Below are 22,661 nucleotides of genomic sequence, written 5' to 3'. Positions count from 1 at the left end.
AAAGGTGGCGAATGATAAGTGCCAAAATATTGAACCGTCATTCCCCGCCCGCCTGCCGGAACGAGGCAGGGATCACAAAATACATTCCAAATGAACTGGGTATTCATTGATCGCAGGGGAATCTCAAGGTTTGATAGCTGGTCTTTCTTTCTGTGAGATTCCGCAGGGCCGCCTGGCGGTACTTCACTTCGTTCCAACCGGAATGACGTTTAAAAAAGTATATTTACCGGTAATGACAGTCCAACCCCCACCCTTCGAGAGCCCAGCCTTCGGACGAGGCAGGCTCAGGGTGATCATTAGCCTTTATTTTTGGTGTCAGTCTGAGTGGATAATTTTCGGTTTCCCAAAAAACACAAAACGGAAATGACAGACTAAAAAAAGCGCGTCATACCTGAATTTTTTGGCATAAAATCCACAGGATGCCTAAAAATATCCGGTATCTCTTTCTCGCGCTTCATGCTGTATTCATCGAATAGATCTGCAATCTGTCATTGATAGCCCTTCGAAGACGACCACCAATACAAAGCCGGCCAAATCCTCAACATCGAAGTAGCCGACCACCTCATCATCTCTGAAGATGCCCACCTCAGCTTCGAAAACTCAGGCCTCATGGCCCAGATCCGTGCGAGCGACAGCTACAAGATCCTCAGCAAAGAAGAACAACTCCTCCAGCAGTTTAAAGTAGATGCGGAGCGCACCAAAGCAATTGAAGAAGGGAAAATCAGAACAGCAAAGAAGATGAAGAAGGATGGGATAGATGTGGAGACCATCAAGAAATACACGGGGTTGAGAGTAGGGGAGATTAGGAAGTTGTGATCATTCGCTTTACCCCCTAGCCCCCTAAAGGGGAGCGAATGAGCATCATCCAATATTGAGGTCTTTTAGGAAAGCTGTAGAGTGACTTATAGGTTTGATGATTGGGGAGATTTGGACGCACTAGGCCTAAGGTTAATGCGTAGAAGTACTATCTTAAATTCTCAAATAATACACTTGTCCATGATACAACCTATTCCATACGAAGAAGCCCGCTCCATGATTGGTATTACGGAAGTTCAAGTGCCTACTCTTGGTAACAGGTCTTCCTTTGCCATTTGGATAGAAAATGGTCTGATCATGATGAGGAATTCCAGAGGCTCAATCGGGAAAATTGACAAAGTGCATTGGGAAGCAGTGATGCAGCGGATTTCTGCCGTCCCTGAAAATGAGAGAGAAATGACCAGCCGATATGTTTTAGGAACTTATCCTTACAACTGGAATCAGCCACCGAATAAAATCTTTAGTCCTGCAGTACCCGCAATTGTGAGGTATTTGCAAGCAATGAGATAATTAATTAAAAAAGTCTTTGTAATATAGGGAGCTATGGATTTTTCCTCTAATCCAGCTTACTTATTGCTTCCTCCAATCCCTTCAATCTAATATTCATCTCTACCTTTTCATTGAATTGTTTACTCTTGGATATGGCCGATTTGAGGTCCGATATGGCCTTTTTCAAGCGGTGAATATCTTGTTCATTTTTCAGAATATTGTCAAAGGACCTGCCATATAGTTGAGGCTTGCCTGTCAATTGAATGCAGAAATCTTTATAGACTGCATCGAGACTCTCTTTGAGAATGAATTCGTAGTTGATTTCGTGTACTTGAAACCAGCTTGAAGTAAACGTCCAGTCAATGACCGCTATGTTGTCGTTGGTAGGGTGAGGGTGTTTCGGAGAAGTGGAGATAAATACCTCCTGATTATATTCTACCCAAAATACAATGTGATAGGGGATGGCTTTGTTGATAACTTCGAGCACTGTTTTGATCTCTGACTGCTCTTTGAGTTCTATTTTAAATAGCTGAATTTCGTGAACCTCCATAGCCCTGAGATTCACCGTTTCCTGAGAGAGTTTATGGGTCCAGGTGATCCGTTTGATCAGGTCGGTGAAAAGCTTTTTCTGTTTGCTATTGGTGTATGCATCAAAAGCATTCTTGGGAACCACTCTGCCTACTTTAGTTCGGTCGGGAAGGTTGAAGAATGCCATCAACGAACAATTAAGAAAGTAACCAGCTTAAAGTCTTCAATGCCATTGAACTTTTCTCCCAGAGCTGTGGTACCGCCGGCTTTGAAAAGGCTCATGACTTCCTTTTCTTCTTCCTTTTGTAAGATGGTGCCAATGCTTTGTTTCAGAAGACCCGAGTATTCATCCATTTGATGATATTCATCGGTTTCCTCTGCAATGGCCTTGCAAATGTCCTCAATAGGAGTCGTTTGCCCTTTAGCGCTCATGCGCATTGCGTCCAGTATTTTCTTGGATTCTACATGGTTCAACACCAGTTCGCCGTTCATTTTGACGTAGACCAAATAGAAGGGGTGAAGCCGGTTAAGTTTATTGATGTTGACATTTGGGTTTACATTTTTGAGGACGAATATGACACCACGCTCCAGTTCGGCACTGGCCTTGACAGCCGCATGTAGCCCTTCGGGTATGTTTTTGAGTTCGCCGTAGGTCTTGATCATGTTGGATAAGTCCACCCGAAAATCATTTAGGCCCAGGTCCGTAATGCTGATACCCTCTCTCAGGTCTTCCAGATCAATCACCTCCTCCTTCAGCCGTTGAAGTTGTATTTTTCGGTATTCAAGGTCCTGTTCTTCTGTATTCAGAATATTGTCGTCACCTGTGCTGGCCATGTTGCTGATCAGCATCTTGTTTTCTACCCGCTGTTTCAGGTTGATGTAATTATCCAGGGTCACATCCGGCCAAAAATTCACCATCGTGATGGATGTATTCGTTGAGCCAATTCGATCGATCCTGCCAAAACGCTGGATAATCCTTACGGGGTTCCAATGGATGTCATAATTGATCAGATAATCACAGTCTTGCAAGTTTTGGCCTTCGGAAATGCAATCCGTGGCTATAAGTAAGTCGATGGAATCGTCAATGTCCGGATACAGCTGGGCTTTGCCTTTGGAGAAGGGCGAGAAGCACGTTAAAACGGCATTAAGATCCGCAGGCACCTTTCTGGAAGTGCATACCCTCCGTGAACCGGTGATCAGTGCGGTATGTAGATCAAACTCGTTTTTGAGATGGCTGTGAAGGTTTTCATACAAGTAATTAGCAGTGTCCGCAAAAGCAGTGAATACGATGGCTTTTTTATTGCTGACATTGAAAGGTTGCTGGACTTTTTCATTGATCAACGTAATCAGGTGTTGTAGCTTGGTGTCTTTTTCGCCTCGGATATCTACGATTTTGCTCCAGAGTTCATGTAGTATTTCTAAGTCCTGGCTTAGGTCTTCGCGCCACTTTGTACTGTCCATGTCCGCGATATGGACTTTTACTTTTTTCCCAATGACTTGCTCTTCATCCGCCCAATTGGCGTCCAGGTCATAGTTTTCTTCACTGAGCAATTTGTGTATGCCTTCATAACTGTCGTCAGCACCTTTATCAATGGCTTTTATGGCACTTTCGATTTGTTCGATGATGCCTTCCAGTGTAATGCGAAATGAATCAACCGAGCTCTCTAGTCGCTTCAGTAGATTAATCCGCATCAGAATCCGCAAACTTTGCTCCCTGTCTATCTGGGACAATTTGCTGGAACCCGCACGTACCTCCTTGTCATACAAGTCAGCGTACAATTGCACCTTACTGGGCAGTATATAATTCAGCGGAGTGTATATGGATAGGTTGAGTAAGGTGAGTTGCTCTGCAATGTCTACATAAGTAACTCCGCCGGGTGCAGTTAATGGGCTTTCGATAGATACCGGTTTATTTCGGTCCGGGAATTTTCCGATTGCCGAGGTGTCATAGTAGGTGGTGATGTGTTTCCGTGACCTGGCGATGGTCAACGCATCAAGGATCTCGAAGAAATCGAAATCGAGCATGTCCAGTAATCGCTCCGTCGTACGTTCTGCGGTTTGGAATTTGCTCCAGATATTGAAGGCTTGTTGCGCTTTGCGGAACACCTGATCTATGCCACTTTGCGTGTCGAGCTTATGATCAATGTTTTCGGCATCTCCCTCATAGGCGAGGGCCAATTGGTTACGTAGATCATTGAAGCGGTTGTTGACAGGTGTGGCCGAAAGCATCAGAACTTTCGTCTCTATCCCTTCCTGAATGATCCTGCGCATCAACTTCTGGTACCGGTTCTCTTTGTCAATCACCGTATGGTTATTTCGGAAGTTGTGGGATTCATCAATCACCACCAAGCCGTAGTTACCCCAGTTGACATTGGCCAATTCCCGACCATTACTGATTCCGCGTTCACGTCCCAGGTCGGTATGAAAGAGTAAATCAAACCTTAGTCTATCGTCAGCCAATATATTGTTCTTGTCGTTGTGGCGATAGGTATTCCAGTTGGCTTCCAACTTCTTTGGGCAAAGGACCAGCACGTCTTTGTTGCGCATTTCATAGTACTTGATCACGCCCAGTGCGGAAAAGGTCTTCCCAAGCCCGACAGAATCAGCTAAAATACAGCCTTTGTATTTTTCCAATTTGTTGATGGCACCGATAACCGCATCTTGCTGAAAGTTGAACAGTTTACTCCAGACTGTGGTTTCTTTAAATCCGATCTGCTCATTGGGGAGGTTGTCCAGCGATAGATCGTCCAAAAAGTCGTTGAAGATATTGTATAGCGTGATAAAGTAGATGAACTCCGGACTGTTTTCCTTAAAGGCAGTTTCGAAGTATAGTTGCACTCTTTCGGTTACATCCTGCAGGTACTCCTGGTTATTCCATACTTCGTTGAACCAATCCAGATAGGCCATGCTATCGGGGTATTCTGCCTTTTGGATTAAAGTGGGGAAGCCTGTTTTTTTCGGTGTGAAACCTAAATCGGAAGTCGTAAATCCACTTACATTAGAGTAAGACTGAGCGTTGTATAGTCCATTACTCAGGTGGATCATGCCATTGAGTGGCAGGTTGCTCTGGACATTCGATTTGAACGATACCTTCTTTTTCACCCACTGTGAGCATTCTTTGGCAATAGCTCGTTGATTGAGTTGGTTCATCAGTCTCAGCTCAAACTCTCCGCCACAGAGCTCTGCTTCCTGAACAATATGTGGGATATGAAACCTTGGCGTTTCTTTTTTGAATGCTTCTTCGATGAAAGTGGGTGTGCTGAAAATAAAGCGAAGCTCTTCGATGTGGGAGAGCTCCTTTTTCAATGCCTGAAACGCATAGATGGAAAACGAAGAGGCAGCGATACTGACTTTGCTTCCTTTTTTGATTGATTCCTTGAGGTCGTCCCCTAAGCGCTGGTTGACATTGTCTATGTTCATTGAATTTTCAACGATTTTAGGGGTTTACGCGTAGCTTTAATGAGTTTACCCATCCGATCAACAATACTTTCTACTGCATTGCTCCAACGATCTTCTGTGTCTTTATAACCACCTTCGTCATAATTCTGGCGGATACTGCAAACACGGTAGTTTTCCAGTTCTTCCCAGGCAAGAGGTTCTCCAAATGCTTGTTCCACTTCTACTCTGTGGTCTCTGAGTTGGGAAAGGATCTCCAGATTCTCTTCATCGGACCCCTTACCTCTATCGATCCTCAATTCGATCCGATAGGAGTGCTGGTTGATCCAAAAGACGTAAGTGAGTCCCCGGTAGCCGGTACTGGCCCCTATCCAGGCATCTTGTGTTGGTGAAATGGCATCGAAGGTATTGATGTTTTTCTGTTTACACAGGTCCAATACTTCGACCCAAAATTTGTACCTGAGCCTATGTCTCTCCGAATCTTCTTTCTTGACCTTTCCGATTTGTTTAGCTTCTTCGCTAGGTCCGATGATCTTGGTGAGGAGTGGAGCCAGATTGCTTTCTCCGATACGAATGGCTTCAATGGTCAATAAGTAAAAATCACAACCGTTTTCACTTTCGTTGAGCCAGTTAATGGCGTTGATGTGCTCCGTCCGAGCACCTTCTACGATCCATATCCCGATCTGCGCCTCAAATGAAGTGAGGTAGGTGATGAGCTTGCCCAGGTGATCGTGGTTGCTACTGCCATATTGGTTTTCGATTACCACGATACGTCCGTCATCGGTCTCTGCTTTGATATCCACATGGAAGTTTCCGGTAGATTGTTCCTTGCTGGCGCTGGTCAACTCAATCCCAATAGCTTCACTTACCACGTCGATGTTGTCTGTCAACCAGGGTGTCAGGTGTTTGTCTTCGTATCTGAAGGCCTCTTTGATCGGCACACGCGTGATTTTCTTAATGTCCTCCATTGCTGTTAGTTCAATTGCACAATATCCATCAGCTTGCTATAGCTACTGACTGTTTCGAATTTTACTTCTGCGCCGCTGATTTCCCTAAAATGCTCCTTCGCACAGTGAATCTTCAACTGCTCTATTTCGCGAAGGTCCAGTTCTGAGTCTGAGCCCTTTGTCTCCGCCACGAAGTAGATATGACGGACTTTTTCCTTATCAAAAACGATGGCCCAGTCCGGGCTGTAGTTGGCGACAGGAGTAGATACTTTGAAGCTCTTGGGGAGTTTGGCGTATACGACTACCTCCGTGCTAGCCTCCAGCGCAGTGGCAAAGTCCGCCTCAATTTTTGAGTCTGAAGTGAGGAAATCATAGACGTGCTTTTTCAGCAGGTTGGATTGCCGTAGGGCAAACTTGTCGTTGGTGAATACCGTCCTGGCATCGTGTCGGGCTTCCGTTTTGTGATAGACGATGTTGTTGATGATCAGGCTTGCCTTTACTTCATTGATGAGCCGGGCACTCCTGGCAATGAACTCCTCGGGGTTTTTCCGTAACAGGAGGAACTTCTCGGGCTTGATTTGCTTCAGAATCGCTACGATGGTGTGGCGGGTCAGGTTGGTTTGCTGCTCTATCTCACCAACGATATCGTAAACCGTGTGGGTGTACAAATCATTTTTGAGCTTCAGGTGCTCGCGATTGGATTCCTTCACCAAACTGCCTGCTTTCATTTCTTCTGCCGTCCCGTCTTCCAGTTCACCGGTTTTTACCTCATAGACCCGGTCGCCAATATTGAGCTGCGCATCTATCCTGATCTTCGCATCCCTGATCAGCTGATCGGTATCAAACTGTACCTCATAGATGGTTTTCAAATTGATCTTTTTCCACAAGGCCTGAAACTCCGCCCGCTCGAAATTTTTATTGGTGTTCAGCGTGATGGTCTGGCGTTCATCTTCCGGTTTAAATTCTGCGCCGGTGTAAATGGCTTGCAGCAGTTTACAAACGGAGGTTTTGAAAGGTTCGAGCTTTTCAGGCAGGTCAATCTTCTGTTGTTCGATCAGTTCTTTTCCTGTAGCAGTGATCTTGTAGTCTTCATCAATGACCTGACCAACAATGAGCTTGAATTGCAGTTTTTGGGCATCGTCTTCCGTCAATCTCAGGGTTTCTCCGGCCTCATTGGTCACTACCTTGCTTACGAAGTAGGCGATTTCCGCTTTTTGAGGACGTTCTTTCAGGGTGTCGGCAATTTCACGTTGCAGTCCTTTGGCAAAGGCTTCGTAGCTTTCAGAAGCTATCACGGTAACCTTATTCAATTCATGCACCTGATCTCCGACCAATTCAAAATCCTGTCGGATACCACGACTGTCTACACATAAGCGCATGCCGCGACCCACTTCTTGTCTGCGACGGGTAACACTGCCACTCTCCGCATGTTTCAGGGCACAGATCTGAAAAACATTGGGGTTGTCCCATCCTTCTTTGAGCGCAGAGTGCGAAAAGATGAACCGCGTAGGTTCTTCAAAGCTGAGTAGCCGCTCTTTGTCCTTCATGATCAGGTCATAGGCCGATACGTCTTCCGAATCTTCTTTGCCGCGTTTTACGGTAGGGTTTACCGACTTTCCTTTCTTGTCTACGGAGAAGTAGCCATTGTGTACTTGTGCCGGTTCATCCCGCATCAGATAGCTATCGTAATCGGGCAGGGTCAGGTCGCGTTCCTGATCACGGATCTTGTGATATTCTTCTTCAAAGATCTGGGCATACTCACCGAGTTGCTGTTCGCCCAGCTCATCATAGACCCGGTACTTTTCTACAGTATCAATGAAAAACAGGGACAGTACTTTGATCCCTTTGCCATAAAGCTGCTTTTCTTTTTGCAGGTGGGAGAGGATGCACTCGCGGATCTGTATCCGGCGAAAAGCATGTTCGTCAGTATCGTTGAGGATGTCTCCGGGGTGGATGTCCTGACCACCAATGACGACCTTGTTGAGATAGCCGTTGATTTCTGTGACCGTCTGATTCTTGTAAGCGGGCATTTCACCCGACTGCTCATGGATATTATAGCCTTCGGCCGCCTTGGCTCGCACCTTGACGATGGCCCCGGCTTTCGTTCGTTTCTCGTGCTCAATCCACGCGTAGGGTGGTCTGGTAGTGCTCAGGCTGATGTTTTCCAGATAGAGATAGCCTTGCGTACCCGTGGAGCCTTTCAGGTTGATCCCTTTTACCTGTATCTTTTTTACCAGTCGCTTGTTGTAGGCATCCAGGGCGTCCAGTCGGTACACCTTGTTGTACTCCACTTTGTGCGTAGCCGAATACCGCAAGGTGAAGAGTGGCTTAAAGTCCTGCATGCTCTCCAGCGTTTTGGTGCCATCCACGGACTGAGGCTCATCGATGATCAGGATGGGGTTGGTCTCCGCGATGATCTCAATCGGGCGCCGGGTGCCAAACTGATCCAGCTCCTGATAGATCCGACGCGCGTCCTTTCCTTTTGCATTGAACGCCTGGGTGTTGATGATCATGACGCTGATCCGGCTATCAGAGGCAAAGTTTTCAATGTCTTGCGGACTGCTGGAGTTATAGATGAACGGATTGATCTTGTGTCCGTAAAGTTCCGAGAAGTGTGGCTGTGTCACCTGAAAAGACTTGTACACGCCCTCACGGATCGCGATACTGGGTACGATCACCAGAAACTTGCTCCAGCCATAAGTCTTATACAACTCATACATCGTGCGGATGTAGGTATAGGTTTTCCCTGTACCGGTCTCCATCTCTATGGTCAGGTTGAAGCCGGACTTCATGCCCTTGGGGCGTTCGATCTGCGGACTTTCCAGTAAATCGCCCTGTTGCTGTATTTCATGAATGTTTTTGAGCAATTGCGCCTCGGATAGCTGGAGGGTGGCATTACGGTAGCCGATTTCTTCTTCTATGGCAAAGTCCAGGGTTTGCACACCAGCGGCGGCAAGTTTGGCTTGACGGATGAGATCGGAGGCACGCTCCAGGGTGAAGCGATTGGTTTTCAAGGCCTGCCCGGCAAAGCAATTGACCACTGCCGAAACAGCTTGCAGCTGAAAGTCTTGTTCTTTGAATTGTAACTGCACGTCAGATCACTTTCATTTCCGTTTCAGGACTGAGCTGCTTCAGCAACTGCTTTACGTTGGTCTTGGCCGTGTCGTTTCTAAAGCCACTGTCTTTGAAGACGATGCGCAGGGGTTTGTCTGCGGCAATGGCCTTGGCAAAATCTTCGTCTATTCCTTGGTCGAAGCATGCGTAGAGGGAGTCCTCCGCCACTTTGAAGAGTTGTTTGCCTGCTATGGTGGCTGGTTCGATTTTAAGCGATAGGGGAAGACCCCAATCCAACATCACCTGAGCCAGCAGGTCGTCGGCGGTGCGATCCGGCTTCACATTATCCGCGAACAAGTCCAGGTTACTTTGGCCATAGTCTTGAGGGCTGTAGTACACATCCTGCATGTTGCTGCTGTCCAGCCGGTAGACCCGAAAGCCATAGTCCTGCTCATCCGTGAAGTCCGCAAACAAGCCATCCTTCTTGGCCTTCTCCAGCTTTTCTTCTTTGATTTTTTTGGCAGCACGTCGAATGCGTTCTTTGCCTATTTCACAAATAGTTTTATATCCTGCATTATATGCTGCACTTTTATCATTGGTAGCTTCAGAAAGTTGAACCATTATATATTTACGATTGCCAGAATCCCGTAGATTCATTTGCATTACCGCATGGGCTGTCGCAGAGGAGCCTGAAAAAAAGTCTAGTACTAGGCTATCTTCAGTTGTACCTTGTTCAATGAATTTAGTTAATAGCTTGAGCGGTTTTGGAAAGTCAAAGTATTTTCCATCAAGCAATTCTGTTAGCTCTCTAGTTCCGTCAGTATTGAATGCCACTTCTTTTGATTCTAACCATGTAGAAAACCCTGTAACAGTGCTGTTAAGACTAGAAAGAAACTTTTTTTCTCTTGGACGCCCGTCTGGTTTCGATGGGAAGAGAATTCGTCCATCATCAATCATTTTCTCGACTGTTTCTCTACTTTTTGACCATCCTCTATTTGGGTTTGGAGCATATTCTATTCCTGTTTTGGGATCAACAATATTATAGTGAAGGTTAGGCCTTTGAGTTGCAGTTGCCAAACCTGATAAATTAGTACTAGCCCAAGGGCCTCGGGGGTCTTGATCAGGGTTTTTGTATTTCGATTCATCAATATCCTTACCTCTGAGTGAAGCAATACTTGATTTCGAATAGGCTAAAACACATTCATGATCAACGGATACTCTAGTTTGATTTCTATTATCTGTCGTTTGTCGCCTTCTCCATTGAAAAGATCCAAGTAAGTTTTCATCACCGAATATTTCGTCACAAACCCTCCGAAGGTTGTGAACCTCATTATCATCAATTGAAATGAAAATTAAGCCATCTTGGTCAAGAAGGTTTCTAGCTAATTTCAATCTAGGATACATCATACTCAACCAATCGGAATGATAACGTCCTGCTGATTCAGGGTTAGCGACAAGCCGTTGATTCGCTTCATCAACCTGACCACTGTCGATCAATTCTTCCTGGCCACTTTTACGGAAGTGATCTCTGTAAACAAAATCATTACCCGTGTTGTAGGGTGGGTCAATGTAGATCATTTTGATCTTGCCCAGGTAGCTTTCTTGCAGGAGCTTGAGCACCTCCAGGTTGTCACCTTCTATGTAGAGGTTTTCGGTATTGTCAAAGTCTACCGAGTCTTCCCGGATGGGGCGCAGGGTTTTGGTGGTAGGTAAGTTGGCGGTGACGATGGCTTCTCGCTTGCCCGGCCACTCCAGTCGGTAGCGTTCTTTGTTGCCTTCTATTACCTCATGGTTGAGTTCCTGTTTCAATAGGTCAAAATCCACCACTTTGCCATCGGGTCCTTCAGTGACGCAGTTTGGGAATAAGTCCGCGAGTTTTTCTAGGTTTTGGTTGACTATATCAGGTGATTGGAGGTCCAGTTTTTCTTCGTCCATTAAGCTTGTTCAGTTTTGCAACAAGTAATTCCATTCGATCATAAACAGATCGAGGTTTTCAAATTCTTCCAATAAATAAAACCGAAGGTAATGAGAAAGAGGGGTATTGTCCTAATGCAAATTGAACCTTGGCTATGAGGCCATTTAATTGCCTAACACTTCACGAACGGAAGCGGTCATTTCACGGATAAAGAGATCATTCTATAGACTTCAGTTAGATGATTTCGTAACTTCTTGTGTATTAAAGAATCAGTAGAATTTTGAGTAAGAAAATTAAACCACAGGACAACAAGTCAAATCAAACGAATGCCAACAAAGGCACTCCAGGTACGAATAGACAGTATGATCAGGCACAAGGGAACAGAGGCAAGCAGATAAATCCGAATAGGAAGAAGTAATTCCTTGAATTTATGGCAGAACTTAGTGTTAGTCGAAAGACCATCGGCAAACTCCTTGGAGACATGCAAGGAAGAATGTTTATCATTCCCGATTTTCAGCGTCCTTATAAATGGGATGAAGAGAAATGTGAAACCTTATGGAATGATATCGAAAACTTTGCTTTGACGGAAGCAAAGGCTGGAGCCGAGTATTTTTTAGGAACCATCGTAAGTTACATCAATGCACGAAAAAATCAGGAAGTCATCGATGGGCAACAGCGTTTAACTTCCTTTTTTCTGCTTTTACGCGCTTTTTATAAGAAGCTTGAGGGAATGCCGGAGGATGAAGATGTGATAGGACTTAAGAATCAAGTGGCTCCGTGTATCTGGGACATAAACCCCATCTCACAGAAAGTGACGGACAAAACCGTCATTCATATTCAGTCTCAGGTGGCTACAGAAGAGGACAATGAGGTTTTTCATGGTATTTTACAATCTGGCGAGACGGATGATTCGCGATCAGATAACTACAGCATCAATTATAGATTCTTCAAGAAATGTTGTGATAATTATGCCACAGAACACCCAATGCAATGGAAGCAACTCTGCATTACAATTCTTCAGCAGTGCATCATTCTTCCCATAGAATGTGATACACCCGAAACTGCGCTAACCATTTTCTCTACATTGAATGACCGGGGGATGCCGCTTTCAGATTCGGATATCTTCAAAGCTCAGCTATATCGCAATTTTGAGCATGAAGAGGATAGACGGAATTTTACAGAAGACTGGAAGGTACTGACACAGGTATGTGCAGGTGCCTTTATGGACATTGATGATGTATTTAGGTATTACTCGCATGTGATCAGAGCAAGAAATGGGGATCGATCCAAAGAAATTGGATTAAGAAGGTTTTATGCACATGACAGCTATGCCAGACTTAAAGCTCCTGAATTGATGGAAGAGGTCATGAGTCTTGCCGATTTCTGGAGTGCTGTAAATACGGGTGAGGATCCGGATGGAGATACTCCTTTTACGCTATCATTTAATTCCAGGAAATATTTTCATTGTTTAGTGAACTATCCGAATGAGTATTGGAAGTACATCACCAGCGTATTTTTTTTGAAGAATAGAGGTAGCAATTCTTTCGATGATGATTTAGTTGAATTCCTGGCTAACCTGGTTGCATTCCTCTTCGCAAAATTCATCGAGAAACCATCGGTAAATGCCATTAAAGATGATATTTATTCAGGAAACATCGCCATTCAAAACAATAGTGAAATAGTGTTTAGATATGCTTATGTAGAAGAGAATTTGTCTGAGTGGATTGTTGACTATTACCGCTCAAAGATTGCTCGCGCCTTATTGTTATTACATGCTTACCTAAATCCGGAACAGACATCATTGATTCCCAGGTTTGATATTGAGCATATTTTCCCGAAAAGATGGCAGGACACCAATTACAATGGCTGGAATATTGAAGATGCCTGGGATTATTTAGATCGTTTCGGTAATAAGGTTGTCTTAGAACGAAAGATAAATATTCAGGCGGGAAATGGTTATTTCGGAGTTAAACAGGCTAGGTACATTTCATCTTCCATTGCATCTGTTATTGATCTGGCCAATTACCCAAAACCGGATTGGCTAAAAGAAGATATAGAACTTAGAGAGGAACAGTTTGTACGGGATATTATGGGCTTTTTTCGAGAATACTTAGGTTAGAAATCATGATCCGTCATCAATGAATCCTTTTCCAAGCTGGTCCAAGTAAGCTGCCAATAGTGCCGGTGCCTGAGGAGGTTAACATTGGAATTATTAAATTTTGTCATAGATCTTAGGGCAGCCACGGCTGTCCTTTTTTGTTGGTGTCTCTTTCCGCACGTTCCTTTCAGGTTGAATAGTCGTAGCGTAAAGATTGAGGGGCATTTTCCAGAAACATATTCCAGTTATGAATGAATAAATAAAGATCATGGCAGAATAGCACGATATTTTCGTATCTTTCTGGAAGGATTAGTTAAATATTGCCTTATGGAACATGGCTATTCGGATAAGCAATCCGCATTTTCTTCGAGCGGACATGAGTCGCCTCCAAAAACGTCTGGTGCGCAGTTGAAGGGCAATCGAGCAATTGATGACAACATCGACCAGCTGCAAACATTGATCATAGGAAGTGATCGATTTCAGACTGACGCACGACAGAGGAAGGCCATTGAAGCGTCGACAGTTGGACAAAAACCATTATCGAACTCCGAAGATCCTATCCAAAGAATCATCATTCATGTAGGGGATGGGGGGCTGCGTGCGGATATGGCGCGACCCGACAAGGGATGGATCACCTCTTCAACCTTGCAAGTGGCGATCGAACATGGTCCTCCTGGTCAGGCGATCATTGAAGCTGATCAAATCCGACATGCGGGTGAAATTGGCCAACATGAGAATATCTACTTCGTGGGACATGGGATGAGTGGGTACATGGGAGTTACCGATCCCAGAGCTCTGGCAGATGCAACTGGGTTGATCTTGCCGGAAGGGTATGATGGGAAGATCATTTCTCTTAATTGTAGTTCTGGTCAAGGGGTAGGGGCCTCTGCCGTGGCGGATTTCACAGAGCGGCTCAATTTGTTGGGTGTGGTAGTCGATGGACCCAGAGGCCCAAGCTTGCATCACCCGGATATACCGGGTAAAGTCAGAGTGATTAGGCCGGCCCGTGTGAATGCAGTAAGTGATCAAATCAACGCAACTCAGGGAGCAACGCAAGAAGCGTGGAGGAAAAAACGGAATGAAATCATACATAGTACCGCATACGCATTGGCAGGTACCGAAGGAAAAATAAGACTACTGGCAGCAGCCTCTGTAGAATTATCTAGTGTGTTTTATCGAGCGCTGGTGATCTGGGCTGATGCAAGAGGTTACTTATATCCCATTGACGAGTCGCACACCCGTTCGGAAATGGTAGAAGCGTAGGTTGTGGATCGCTTTAAGCAACATCGCCATGTTTTGTAAAAAGATGACGGTCTTTTTGAAAAAGGTCTCGACGTTTTCCCCTATTGTAATCAGGCGATTAAAATAGCAATCCGAACAGCCTATTTGACTATGGTCGAATGGTCTATACGTCCCTAGTCGACTACCCTTTACGACACAGGTCAACTACACGATACGAGCCTTGATTGACTCACACCTTCGCGATGACGAGTATGTATTGGTTGTAGTTCTATATCACCCCCCGGACTGGGCGTCTTTAGGGGGCGGGGGTAGCTAGTAGACGTTAAAAGATTTTATATCAATTCTACCTTGAAAGTTTGAGATTCCGCAGGGCCGCCTGGCGGTATTCCTCCCTCCAGTCAAAAACCGGAATGACGGTCATTTTTTTGAAACTCTAACCGTGTGTCCCTTAATGAGCCTTAGGTTCAGGACCACCGTCGAAAGATCGTCGCAGAAAGCTCCTTCGTCACTCCTTCGCGATGATGGGAAGAAATGTAGGCAGTTCCAGATACTCCTTTAGGGACGCCCGGTTAGGGGGCGGGGGTAAAAAGTAGACGTTAAAAGATTTTATATCAATTCTGCCTTGAAAGTTTGAGATTCCGCAGGGCCGCCTGGCGGTATTCCTCCTTCCAGTCAAAAACCGGAATGACGGTCATTTTTTTGAAACCCTAACCGTGTGTCCCTTAATGAGCCTTAGGTTCAGGACCACCGTCGAAAGATCGTCGCAGAAAGCTCCTTCGTCTCACCTTCGCGTTGACGAGTATGTATTGGTTGTAGTTCTAATCACCCCTTTAGGGACGCCCGGTTAGGGGGCGGGGGTGGCCAGTAGAGACTTTACCATGCTTCAGATTCCTTTACTGGTGTGTCTCCTAGTCGGACACCCCTTCAAGTCCAATCGCTTGTTGCGAATCCTCAGGATGACGCCCCTGGTTCAACACTCAGGGTGACACTTGGTAACTGGATTTCTAAAATCCCAGGACATTGCTTAGTTTACTTGTGCTAATTCAATTGTCATTTCAAATCTGGACTTGAGATTTTACTAAAAGCGATATATGACATAATTGTAATTGCCTCTAAAGAGTTTGGCGATATGGTACATGCTATTTGATTTGTCGATACCAATCCGTTTCGCCTTATATGGTGATCTCCTTTCTATCGTTTTGGTACACCAAAATAGATTGAAGATATCATGGAATACACAGCTCAGCAATTTGATCGCATGATTGTTGATGTGATATATGGAAGATTGCGAAAAAGGACTTATCCTAGGATCCTCAATTGATAATAATTAAGGATTATGAATGATAGTGATCAAAACAAAAAGAACGAGTGGTATAAGGACATCAAAGTGGAGAAGAATATTGAATTAGCCGATATTATTAAGAGTATCGTTGGTTTGATTGGAGCGGTAGTAATCTACTTCAGTATTGATATGGCGAGTGTAAGAATAGCCAGGAACAGCTACCAACTAGAGCTAGTAAAGGAATTAAATGTACTACTACCCACTTTGGATAATAATTACACCAATGAATTAAATGAAACTAAAGACACTCTTAGTATCCGGGTAGTTATTCGAGTTGTATCGGAAATGCCAAGTTATATCCATACACCTCGGATTAGTTTAATTAATAAGATGGATTCCACAATCTTAGATAGGAGTTTATTTAGCGTTCTGGATAGTGCTCAATCCCAGGGAATATATAGTCCTGGAATTAAGAATGAAATTACTTATCACGTTAAAGTTGATCCTTCGATAGATTTTGAACATTTGTTTATCAGAGCACAATTTCTAAGTGAAATTCCGAATAGCATCTTAAATCGTTATGAAAGACTACTTGAAAAAGACGAATGGAATAACCTGAAGGGGTCATTAAGTATAGATTATGGTTATACTGAAAGAATCTACAATTCTGGAGAGAATCCGATTTGGGGTGATTTCTTTGAGAATCCCAGATAAGAAAAAGAATCACCTCGCCTTCCGGATATGGCATGAGCTGCCCTGCAGACCATAGGTGCGAAGGACTAAGCCAAAAAGGCAGTGCGGAGGGGCGTCCCTTCGTTTATCTAGGAAGCACCCCATGATCAGGATTCAGCGTGCCACTTGGTGCCTGGACTTCTAATATTCCAGGACTTTGCTTAGTTTACTTGTGCTAATTCAATTTCGCTATGTCTTCAAAATGGAGTACAGACCGGATCGTCAGCATCAGTGCCATAGTCGTCAGTTTGAGCACCTTGCTGGTCATTATCTATCAGACACATCTGATGGGCAAGGCACAACGGGCTGCAGTGATGCCTTATCTGGAAGTCCGGCTATCGTTGAGAGGAGACCGGCAAGTCATCATGGTAAATAACACGGGCATTGGGCCTGCCATGATCAAGGAGGTCCGGATCATCACACCGGATAGCACTTTTGTGGGGGAACCGTTTGCGTTCGCCAAAAAACTGGTGGATGTCAGCATCGACTTTGATTGGTACTCCACGGACCTGGTGCTACCCGGAAGATTGATCATTGCCTCTCAGAGCATCAGTGCCTTTTCGCACTCGGTCGTGGGTAATCGTGGGAATTTTATTAGCGATACGTTCCGTTTTCCCTATGATCCTCAAGGGTGGGCGGTCATTGAAGTGACTTATGCTTCTATCTATGGCGATCAGTGGGTAAGCCGTTCGGATCAGTTAACTCCGGAATCGCGGTAACTCTGACGAAGAGTGGAGGGTAGCGGCCTGACTTGACTTCCCTTTTGGGGCTAGGAGGATATAGTCTCAAGTATTATCCCATTTCTACATTTGAAGCTCGAGATTCCGGCGGATCAATTTCATCCACCATGCAATTCAAAGCTGATAATTAGATCACCGGAATGACGCTAAAATTTTGTACTGGGAGTAGGTTGTGACCTCTCGCCTTTTTGCAGTACTGGGCACCCCTTTAGGGACGCCCGGTTAGGGGATGGGGGTGGCTAGGCCTGTGATTTACCGTGGCATTGCTGCTAATCATGTGCGGATCGTCATCGACTGGAGTAGCAATGACAGTGATATTGACCTGTGGGTGATCGATCCGAATGGTGAGAAATGCTTTTATGGTCATAAATACACCCAGATGGGTGGCAAGATCAGTTCGGATTTTACCCAGGGTTATGGACCGGAGGAGTTTTCATTGAAAGAGGCTGAACGTGGTTTTTACACCGTTTATGTCAATTACTTCAGCGAGTCGCGGCAGACCATCACTGGTCCGGTAACGATCTACGCGACACTTTATACCAATTACGGTACTGCTCAGCAACAAATGGAGCGCATTGCGGTTCAGGTAACCGACAATAAGGAATCCAGACAGATCGCACAATTGGAGTTTGGCGAGTAGCATGGAACATGATGATGCAAGTATCCCGCCTGGCCAGTAGAGATTTTTACACTTCCAAGTTCCCCTTAAGGGACGCCCGGTTTGGGATTGGGGGTAGCTAGTAGAGGTTTTACAATGCTTCAGATTCCCTTACAATCATCAATGAGTAAGAAAACATTCATGGATTCGGGATGATTCCTGCCTCGTTCCGGCAGGCGGGCTGGGAACGACGAAGCATTGAACAGTTTAACCTTTTATTCGGATGTTCTAACCAAACGCCCAGTCAAACACCCCTTTAGGGGCTGGGGGTAGATTGCAGGCTCCTCCCCCTAAGCGTAGCATTCGCTACGCTTGCATATGACCGCTTCTACATCGATTAAAGGAGATATGAAAGTGTAGGTTCAACCTACACTTAGTCCGGGGTAGCTAGTAGAGGTTTTACCATGCTTCAGATTCCCTTACAATCATCAATGAGTAAGAAAACATTCATGGATTCGGGATGATTCCTGCCTCGTTCCGGCAGGCGGGCTAGGAACGACGAAGCTTTGAACAGTTTAACCTTTTATACGGATGTTCTAACCAAACGCCCAGTCAAACATGGGGGTAGATTGCAAGCTCCTCCCCCTAAGCGTAGTATTCGCTACACTTGCATATGACCGCTTCTACATCGATTAAAGGAGATATGAAAGTATAGGTTCAACCTTCACTTAGTCTGGATGGTAATCGGAGCACTACCTCGCCAGACTCGTCCGCGCCGGCCTGTCAGCGGACGAGGCATGTCTGGCGAAATAGGTGCGCACGGCTAGTGGTGCGTAGGAGCGTCCTTGGTGAATACTAATAAAGTTTGAGATCCATTGGTCACTGGATGACGATCAATCGGTTTTTAGATCCTTCTTTTTCCACAATTTCGTTGCACCCATTACCACCAACAAAACAATGAAGCCGAATAGGAGTCCCGTCAGGGATTCGAACAAAAGTCCTGGTATGGGAATCAGTTCTTCCAGGTGATGCATGAAGGCGAGGTTGTGGACAAATAGACCACCGGATACCATGAACAACGCAATGGTGCCAATCACAGAAAGGCTTTTGATCACTTTGGGTAAAGCGCGCACCAAAAAGTGACCCAGTTTATCAGAAAAAGTGTTGTCCTCCGGGTTAAGCTGAATGAGTTTGTATCCAACATCGTCCATTCTGACTATGAGTGCCACAATACCATATACACCTACAGTGGCTAATAAAGCAATCAGAGAGACGACTATGATTTGAGTGGTCAGTGGCGCATCGAGCACGGTGCCCAGGGCGATGATCACTATTTCTACGGATAGGATAAAATCCGTAATGATGGCGGACTTTACTTTTTTCTTTTCAACCACCAGCAACTCCTCTTCTGTGAGATTTTTTGCAGTGGGGTGTCGTTTGTCATGGGTATGTGGGAATAAGAATTCGTAGATCTTTTCTGCTCCTTCATAAGCCAGGTAAAGGCCGCCAATGATCAGAATGATTGTAATGGCTGCCGGTAGGAAGGCGCTGAGCAGAAAGGCAAAGGGCAGGATGATCGCTTTATTGAGCAATGATCCTTTGCCAATGGCCCATAAAGCGGGTAATTCTCGAGAGGACAAGAATCCTGATGACTTCTCCGCATTTACAGCCAGGTCGTCGCCGAGGATACCTGCAGTACTCTTACCTGCGACCTGGCTCATGGTAGCTACATCATCCATGAGTGTAGCGATATCATCGAGTAGTGCGAAAATTCCGGAGGCCATATATGATTTTGGTTTTGGTTCGCTAAAATAGTCTTTATGGGATCAAAACAAATTTTGGCCGTCAGAATCCTGGTAGTACCTGGCGTTAAGTTCCCTAGTTAAGAGGATGCTATCGAAGTTTGAGGTTCCTTTCGCACTGGATGACGGATAGTTTACGAACAGCTGGGACCTTTCGCGTTATACAGACGTAGGTAAAGACCGAACTGAATTCCCCTTTAGGGGTTAGGGGTAGCTAGTAGAGAACTATATCCATGCTTCAGATTCCCTTGCAATCAACTCCTCGAAACGGGAAATGGCAAGGATTTCTTTGTGATTCAGGGAATGCCCGTCTGCCGGACTAAGCATTGAACAGTTTTACCTTTTATTCGGATGTTTTAACCAAACGCTCAGTCAAACACCACTTTAGGGGCTAGGGGTAGATTGCAGTTCTCCGTCTAAAGATCGCCGCGGACTTCTATCAAAATCCTCGAGATGACGGAAGAGTAGAAGCAAATCACCCCTTTAGGGACGACCGGTTAGGGGCTGGGGGTAGAAAGTAGAACTTAGGCTGTTAATTGTCTATCCTTCCTGCCTTTCCGGCCGACAGGCGACGTAGCTCAGGATGACATGGGAAACAGAGAGCCCAGGGCCCTGTGGGTAGCTCAGGGCCCTGTTATTAGATGCCGGAGGCTCTCATGAAAATACTACAAGTGTGTTCGTTTCCGGCACATCGGGTCGCCATAGACCGGGTCAAGAAGACCGCTGGAAATTACCGCTTTCTGCCGACGGTAAATAGCCGTAGCAGCATGGAAAAGCGGTGTAGTCGTGTGCTGAGGTGTCGCTTTTTAGGAGAGGTGTCCGGCGCTGCTTGCTGGTGCAACAACCGGACTAACCTGACCACTGATTGCCATTTCATGATGGGTGATAGTGTTTGAGTACTCATGGGTTCGTATTGGTTTGTGCAAGCATTCCTTTTGAGGGCTGCTTCACGTTAATGAAATCCACCCCTGACTGGATCAGCTCTTTCCACAAGCCTTGATCGTTGGGGACGTCATACAGTCTTAACTTTTTTCCTTGTCGGTGCAGTGTTTTTGCGGTAGCCCGAAGGCTTTTAGGATCGAGATGGTCATAACTTACTCCGGTGATTGGCATGAGATACTGGGACGTACGCTGGTCCATACTGTGATAGTCGCCTTCTAATGTGATCAGGGAAGATGCTTGTTCTGAGATACTTTGAATCAGTGCCGGAGAAGGGTTGATCAATACCACTTTGACCGGATTGGCCTGGGTTTTCCAATGGGAGCCAGCAATCATCGCCTGATAGTTGGTCAATACTTGCTCCAGGGCCAGTCGTGTCCTGTTTTCATTGTCCTTGATCTTGATGAACAGGTAAAACATGTCCGAATGATCTTTATAGATGTGGCCATCGTTTTCCCGGAAACGATCAAACAGGGGAGTGAGGTAGCTGACTTCCAGCGTATGACTACTTGAAGCCATTAACTGACCATCGATCAGCTGGACTTCTGCCTTAACAGAAACATAGCCTTTGCGTAAAGCTGTGTAGATAATGGATTGGCAGGGTTTTTCTGCTTGAATGTGTGGATTCAGATCGGTTGAAAACTGAGCATGGGAGGACAAGGCCTGGAGTAAAAAGAAAAAAAGAACTCCTACTTTAAAGGCCTCCTGATTGAATTTTTGAATGAATTGATTCATGTTTTTGGCGTATTTGTGTGTGGATTCGAAATTGAGCATGACACACGCCATCATGAAATCCGATGAGTGAATGACCGGAATTGATGAGTAAATGAAGGAGTTTGTTGATTGGATGTGTGGGTGGAGGTAGGTTTAGAGAAGAGAATGTGACTTCTGAACAGACCCCCTCCTAGCGCGGAAGTTACTTCCCTGCGTTCTTCGTACCCTTCCAAAGCAAATATCTCCTCCGTGCCTGCTTGAACTAATTCCCGTACTTTTTTGAACTTACTTCCGTTTAAGTCTTCTAGCTCTTCTAGCGCGGAAGTTACTTCCGTGCTTGTAAGAACTCCGTGCCTTTTGAACAACTGTACTTCCGCGCTAGAGGGAGGGTTTTGTCGATTAGTTGAAAGGAGATGGTTAGAGAATGGTAGTCCCTGAGGCTTATAGATGTAGATGAGATGACGCGTGGATAATCCAACTAAAACGGTTTTACTACTTAAATGTGTGAATCCCTGATATCGATGAGTAAATGAATTCGGTTTCTTACCCCGGTTTTGTAAGTAAAAAGTGCCTCGAGATAATCACGGGCGCATATATGGACGTTATGTTTTTGACGGACGAATCCCCTGAATTCTTGAGTAAGTGATGGCTTCATGTACAAATCTTATAGGTACGCTTCACTATCTTTGGTTCATCACAAACCACAACCAATAATATCGTGAGTACCAAATTTTTTAACCTGAACTTAACCGCTACCACCGGATCTCTTTACGACTATTTGACCAACACTTGTCTGTCGCATGGTAGCTACCTTAACCCTGTAAAAGTCGGACCATTCATCCACGGCTGGACAGATGATACTTATCAGGGTGGCGAAATTCCCGCTATTGACCAATCGTTACCACAAATTGATGATTCCTACGATGCCATTCGCTGGCGTTCCAATAAATCCGATTGGCTCAACTATGATGATCGCATTGGTCAGCCTATACTGCAGTACATTGAGATCATCAACCTCAATCCCTTCGGTGATAATGGCACGCCCAAATATTACCAGCCCATGACGAAAAGTGATTGGAAGCAATACTTTAAACCTTATGATGAGGATGGCTTTCATGTGTCGCCCAATGGCAAATTATACATTACGCCGGAGGATAAGGATGGAAACTCAGCTTCGGTAAAAATCAAGGGGAATAACCCAGGCATTTTTGCAGGTTTCAATGTGGTCTTCCTGTTACCTGTTGATAACGTGAATTATTGTTGTATCATTGATCCGATCATTAAAGTGAAGAAGAAAGAGGACTGATCTTAAAATAATGGTTTATTGAAATTTAATCTACTCTTTTTATTAAGCCTAGCTTGCTTAATA

16 protein-coding genes are annotated in these 22,661 nt (G+C 45.1%); 8 read left to right on the top strand and 8 right to left on the bottom strand.

Going from position 1 to position 22,661, the window contains the following annotated elements; all coding sequences use genetic code 11:
* Positions 1-609 precede the first annotated feature (609 nt).
* Both R8G66_09810 and R8G66_09805 read left to right on the top strand, forming a co-directional pair.
* Positions 610-816 (top strand): hypothetical protein, encoded by a 207-nt coding sequence (locus R8G66_09810; GenBank protein ID MDW3192653.1) that lies wholly within the window; start codon positions 610-612, stop codon positions 814-816.
* A gap of 180 nt (positions 817-996) precedes the next feature.
* Positions 997-1,326, top strand: a complete 330-nt coding sequence (locus R8G66_09805) for a hypothetical protein (protein ID MDW3192652.1) — start codon at positions 997-999, stop codon at positions 1,324-1,326.
* Between the two features lie 46 nt (positions 1,327-1,372).
* On the opposite strand, the gene R8G66_09800 is transcribed toward R8G66_09805, so the two are convergent.
* The 5 genes from R8G66_09800 to R8G66_09780 are packed head-to-tail and all read right to left on the bottom strand — an operon-like array spanning position 1,373 to position 11,165.
* Positions 1,373-2,020 (bottom strand): DUF4391 domain-containing protein, encoded by a 648-nt coding sequence (locus R8G66_09800; protein ID MDW3192651.1) that lies wholly within the window; start codon positions 2,018-2,020, stop codon positions 1,373-1,375.
* Positions 2,020-5,253, bottom strand: a complete 3,234-nt coding sequence (locus tag R8G66_09795) for a helicase-related protein (protein ID MDW3192650.1) — start codon at positions 5,251-5,253, stop codon at positions 2,020-2,022. Before R8G66_09795 ends, R8G66_09800 begins: the two co-directional genes overlap by 1 nt.
* The gene (locus R8G66_09790) at positions 5,250-6,197 is read right to left on the bottom strand and encodes a DUF4268 domain-containing protein (GenBank protein ID MDW3192649.1); all 948 of its coding nucleotides are present in this window, start codon (positions 6,195-6,197) and stop codon (positions 5,250-5,252) included. Before R8G66_09790 ends, R8G66_09795 begins: the two co-directional genes overlap by 4 nt.
* Before the next feature lie 5 nt (positions 6,198-6,202).
* Entirely contained in the window at positions 6,203-9,268 is a 3,066-nt protein-coding gene (locus tag R8G66_09785; protein MDW3192648.1) for a DEAD/DEAH box helicase family protein, read from the bottom strand.
* 1 nt (position 9,269) lies between these two features.
* Positions 9,270-11,165, bottom strand: a complete 1,896-nt coding sequence (locus tag R8G66_09780) for a site-specific DNA-methyltransferase (protein MDW3192647.1) — start codon at positions 11,163-11,165, stop codon at positions 9,270-9,272.
* A gap of 410 nt (positions 11,166-11,575) precedes the next feature.
* Here R8G66_09780 and R8G66_09775 point away from each other — a divergent pair, with 410 nt between their 5' ends.
* The 5 genes from R8G66_09775 (at position 11,576) to R8G66_09755 (ending at position 17,879) form a co-directional block, all read left to right on the top strand.
* Positions 11,576-13,264: a DUF262 domain-containing HNH endonuclease family protein gene (locus tag R8G66_09775; protein MDW3192646.1), complete on the top strand. Its 1,689-nt coding sequence runs from the start codon at positions 11,576-11,578 to the stop codon at positions 13,262-13,264.
* A gap of 306 nt (positions 13,265-13,570) precedes the next feature.
* Entirely contained in the window at positions 13,571-14,506 is a 936-nt protein-coding gene (locus R8G66_09770; protein ID MDW3192645.1) for a hypothetical protein, read from the top strand.
* Between the two features lie 1,315 nt (positions 14,507-15,821).
* A complete protein-coding gene (locus R8G66_09765; protein ID MDW3192644.1) occupies positions 15,822-16,481 on the top strand; it encodes a hypothetical protein in 660 nt (219 codons plus the stop codon).
* 209 nt (positions 16,482-16,690) lie between these two features.
* Positions 16,691-17,218 (top strand): hypothetical protein, encoded by a 528-nt coding sequence (locus tag R8G66_09760; GenBank protein MDW3192643.1) that lies wholly within the window; start codon positions 16,691-16,693, stop codon positions 17,216-17,218.
* A 256-nt stretch (positions 17,219-17,474) separates the two neighbouring features.
* Entirely contained in the window at positions 17,475-17,879 is a 405-nt protein-coding gene (locus R8G66_09755; GenBank protein ID MDW3192642.1) for a DUF2135 domain-containing protein, read from the top strand.
* 851 nt (positions 17,880-18,730) lie between these two features.
* Here R8G66_09755 and R8G66_09750 read toward each other — a convergent pair.
* The 3 genes from R8G66_09750 to R8G66_09740 all read right to left on the bottom strand — a co-directional run bounded on the left by R8G66_09750 (position 18,731) and on the right by R8G66_09740 (position 21,313).
* Positions 18,731-19,621: a DUF808 domain-containing protein gene (locus R8G66_09750; protein ID MDW3192641.1), complete on the bottom strand. Its 891-nt coding sequence runs from the start codon at positions 19,619-19,621 to the stop codon at positions 18,731-18,733.
* Between the two features lie 748 nt (positions 19,622-20,369).
* Complete coding sequence (locus R8G66_09745) at positions 20,370-20,543, bottom strand: hypothetical protein (GenBank protein ID MDW3192640.1); 174 nt, start codon at positions 20,541-20,543, stop codon at positions 20,370-20,372.
* The gene (locus R8G66_09740; protein MDW3192639.1) at positions 20,540-21,313 is read right to left on the bottom strand and encodes a hypothetical protein; all 774 of its coding nucleotides are present in this window, start codon (positions 21,311-21,313) and stop codon (positions 20,540-20,542) included. The genes R8G66_09745 and R8G66_09740 overlap by 4 nt, the downstream gene beginning before the upstream one ends.
* Positions 21,314-22,010: 697 nt before the next feature.
* Between R8G66_09740 and R8G66_09735 the strand changes: the two genes are divergently transcribed.
* Positions 22,011-22,598, top strand: a complete 588-nt coding sequence (locus tag R8G66_09735; GenBank protein MDW3192638.1) for a hypothetical protein — start codon at positions 22,011-22,013, stop codon at positions 22,596-22,598.
* The last annotated feature ends 63 nt before the right edge of the window (positions 22,599-22,661 follow it).

Source organism: Cytophagales bacterium (genome assembly GCA_033344775.1).
GTDB lineage: Bacteria > Bacteroidota > Bacteroidia > Cytophagales > Cyclobacteriaceae > JAWPMT01.
Note: the sequence above shows the minus strand (reverse complement) of the source record. Positions and strands in the feature narration are given on the sequence as shown.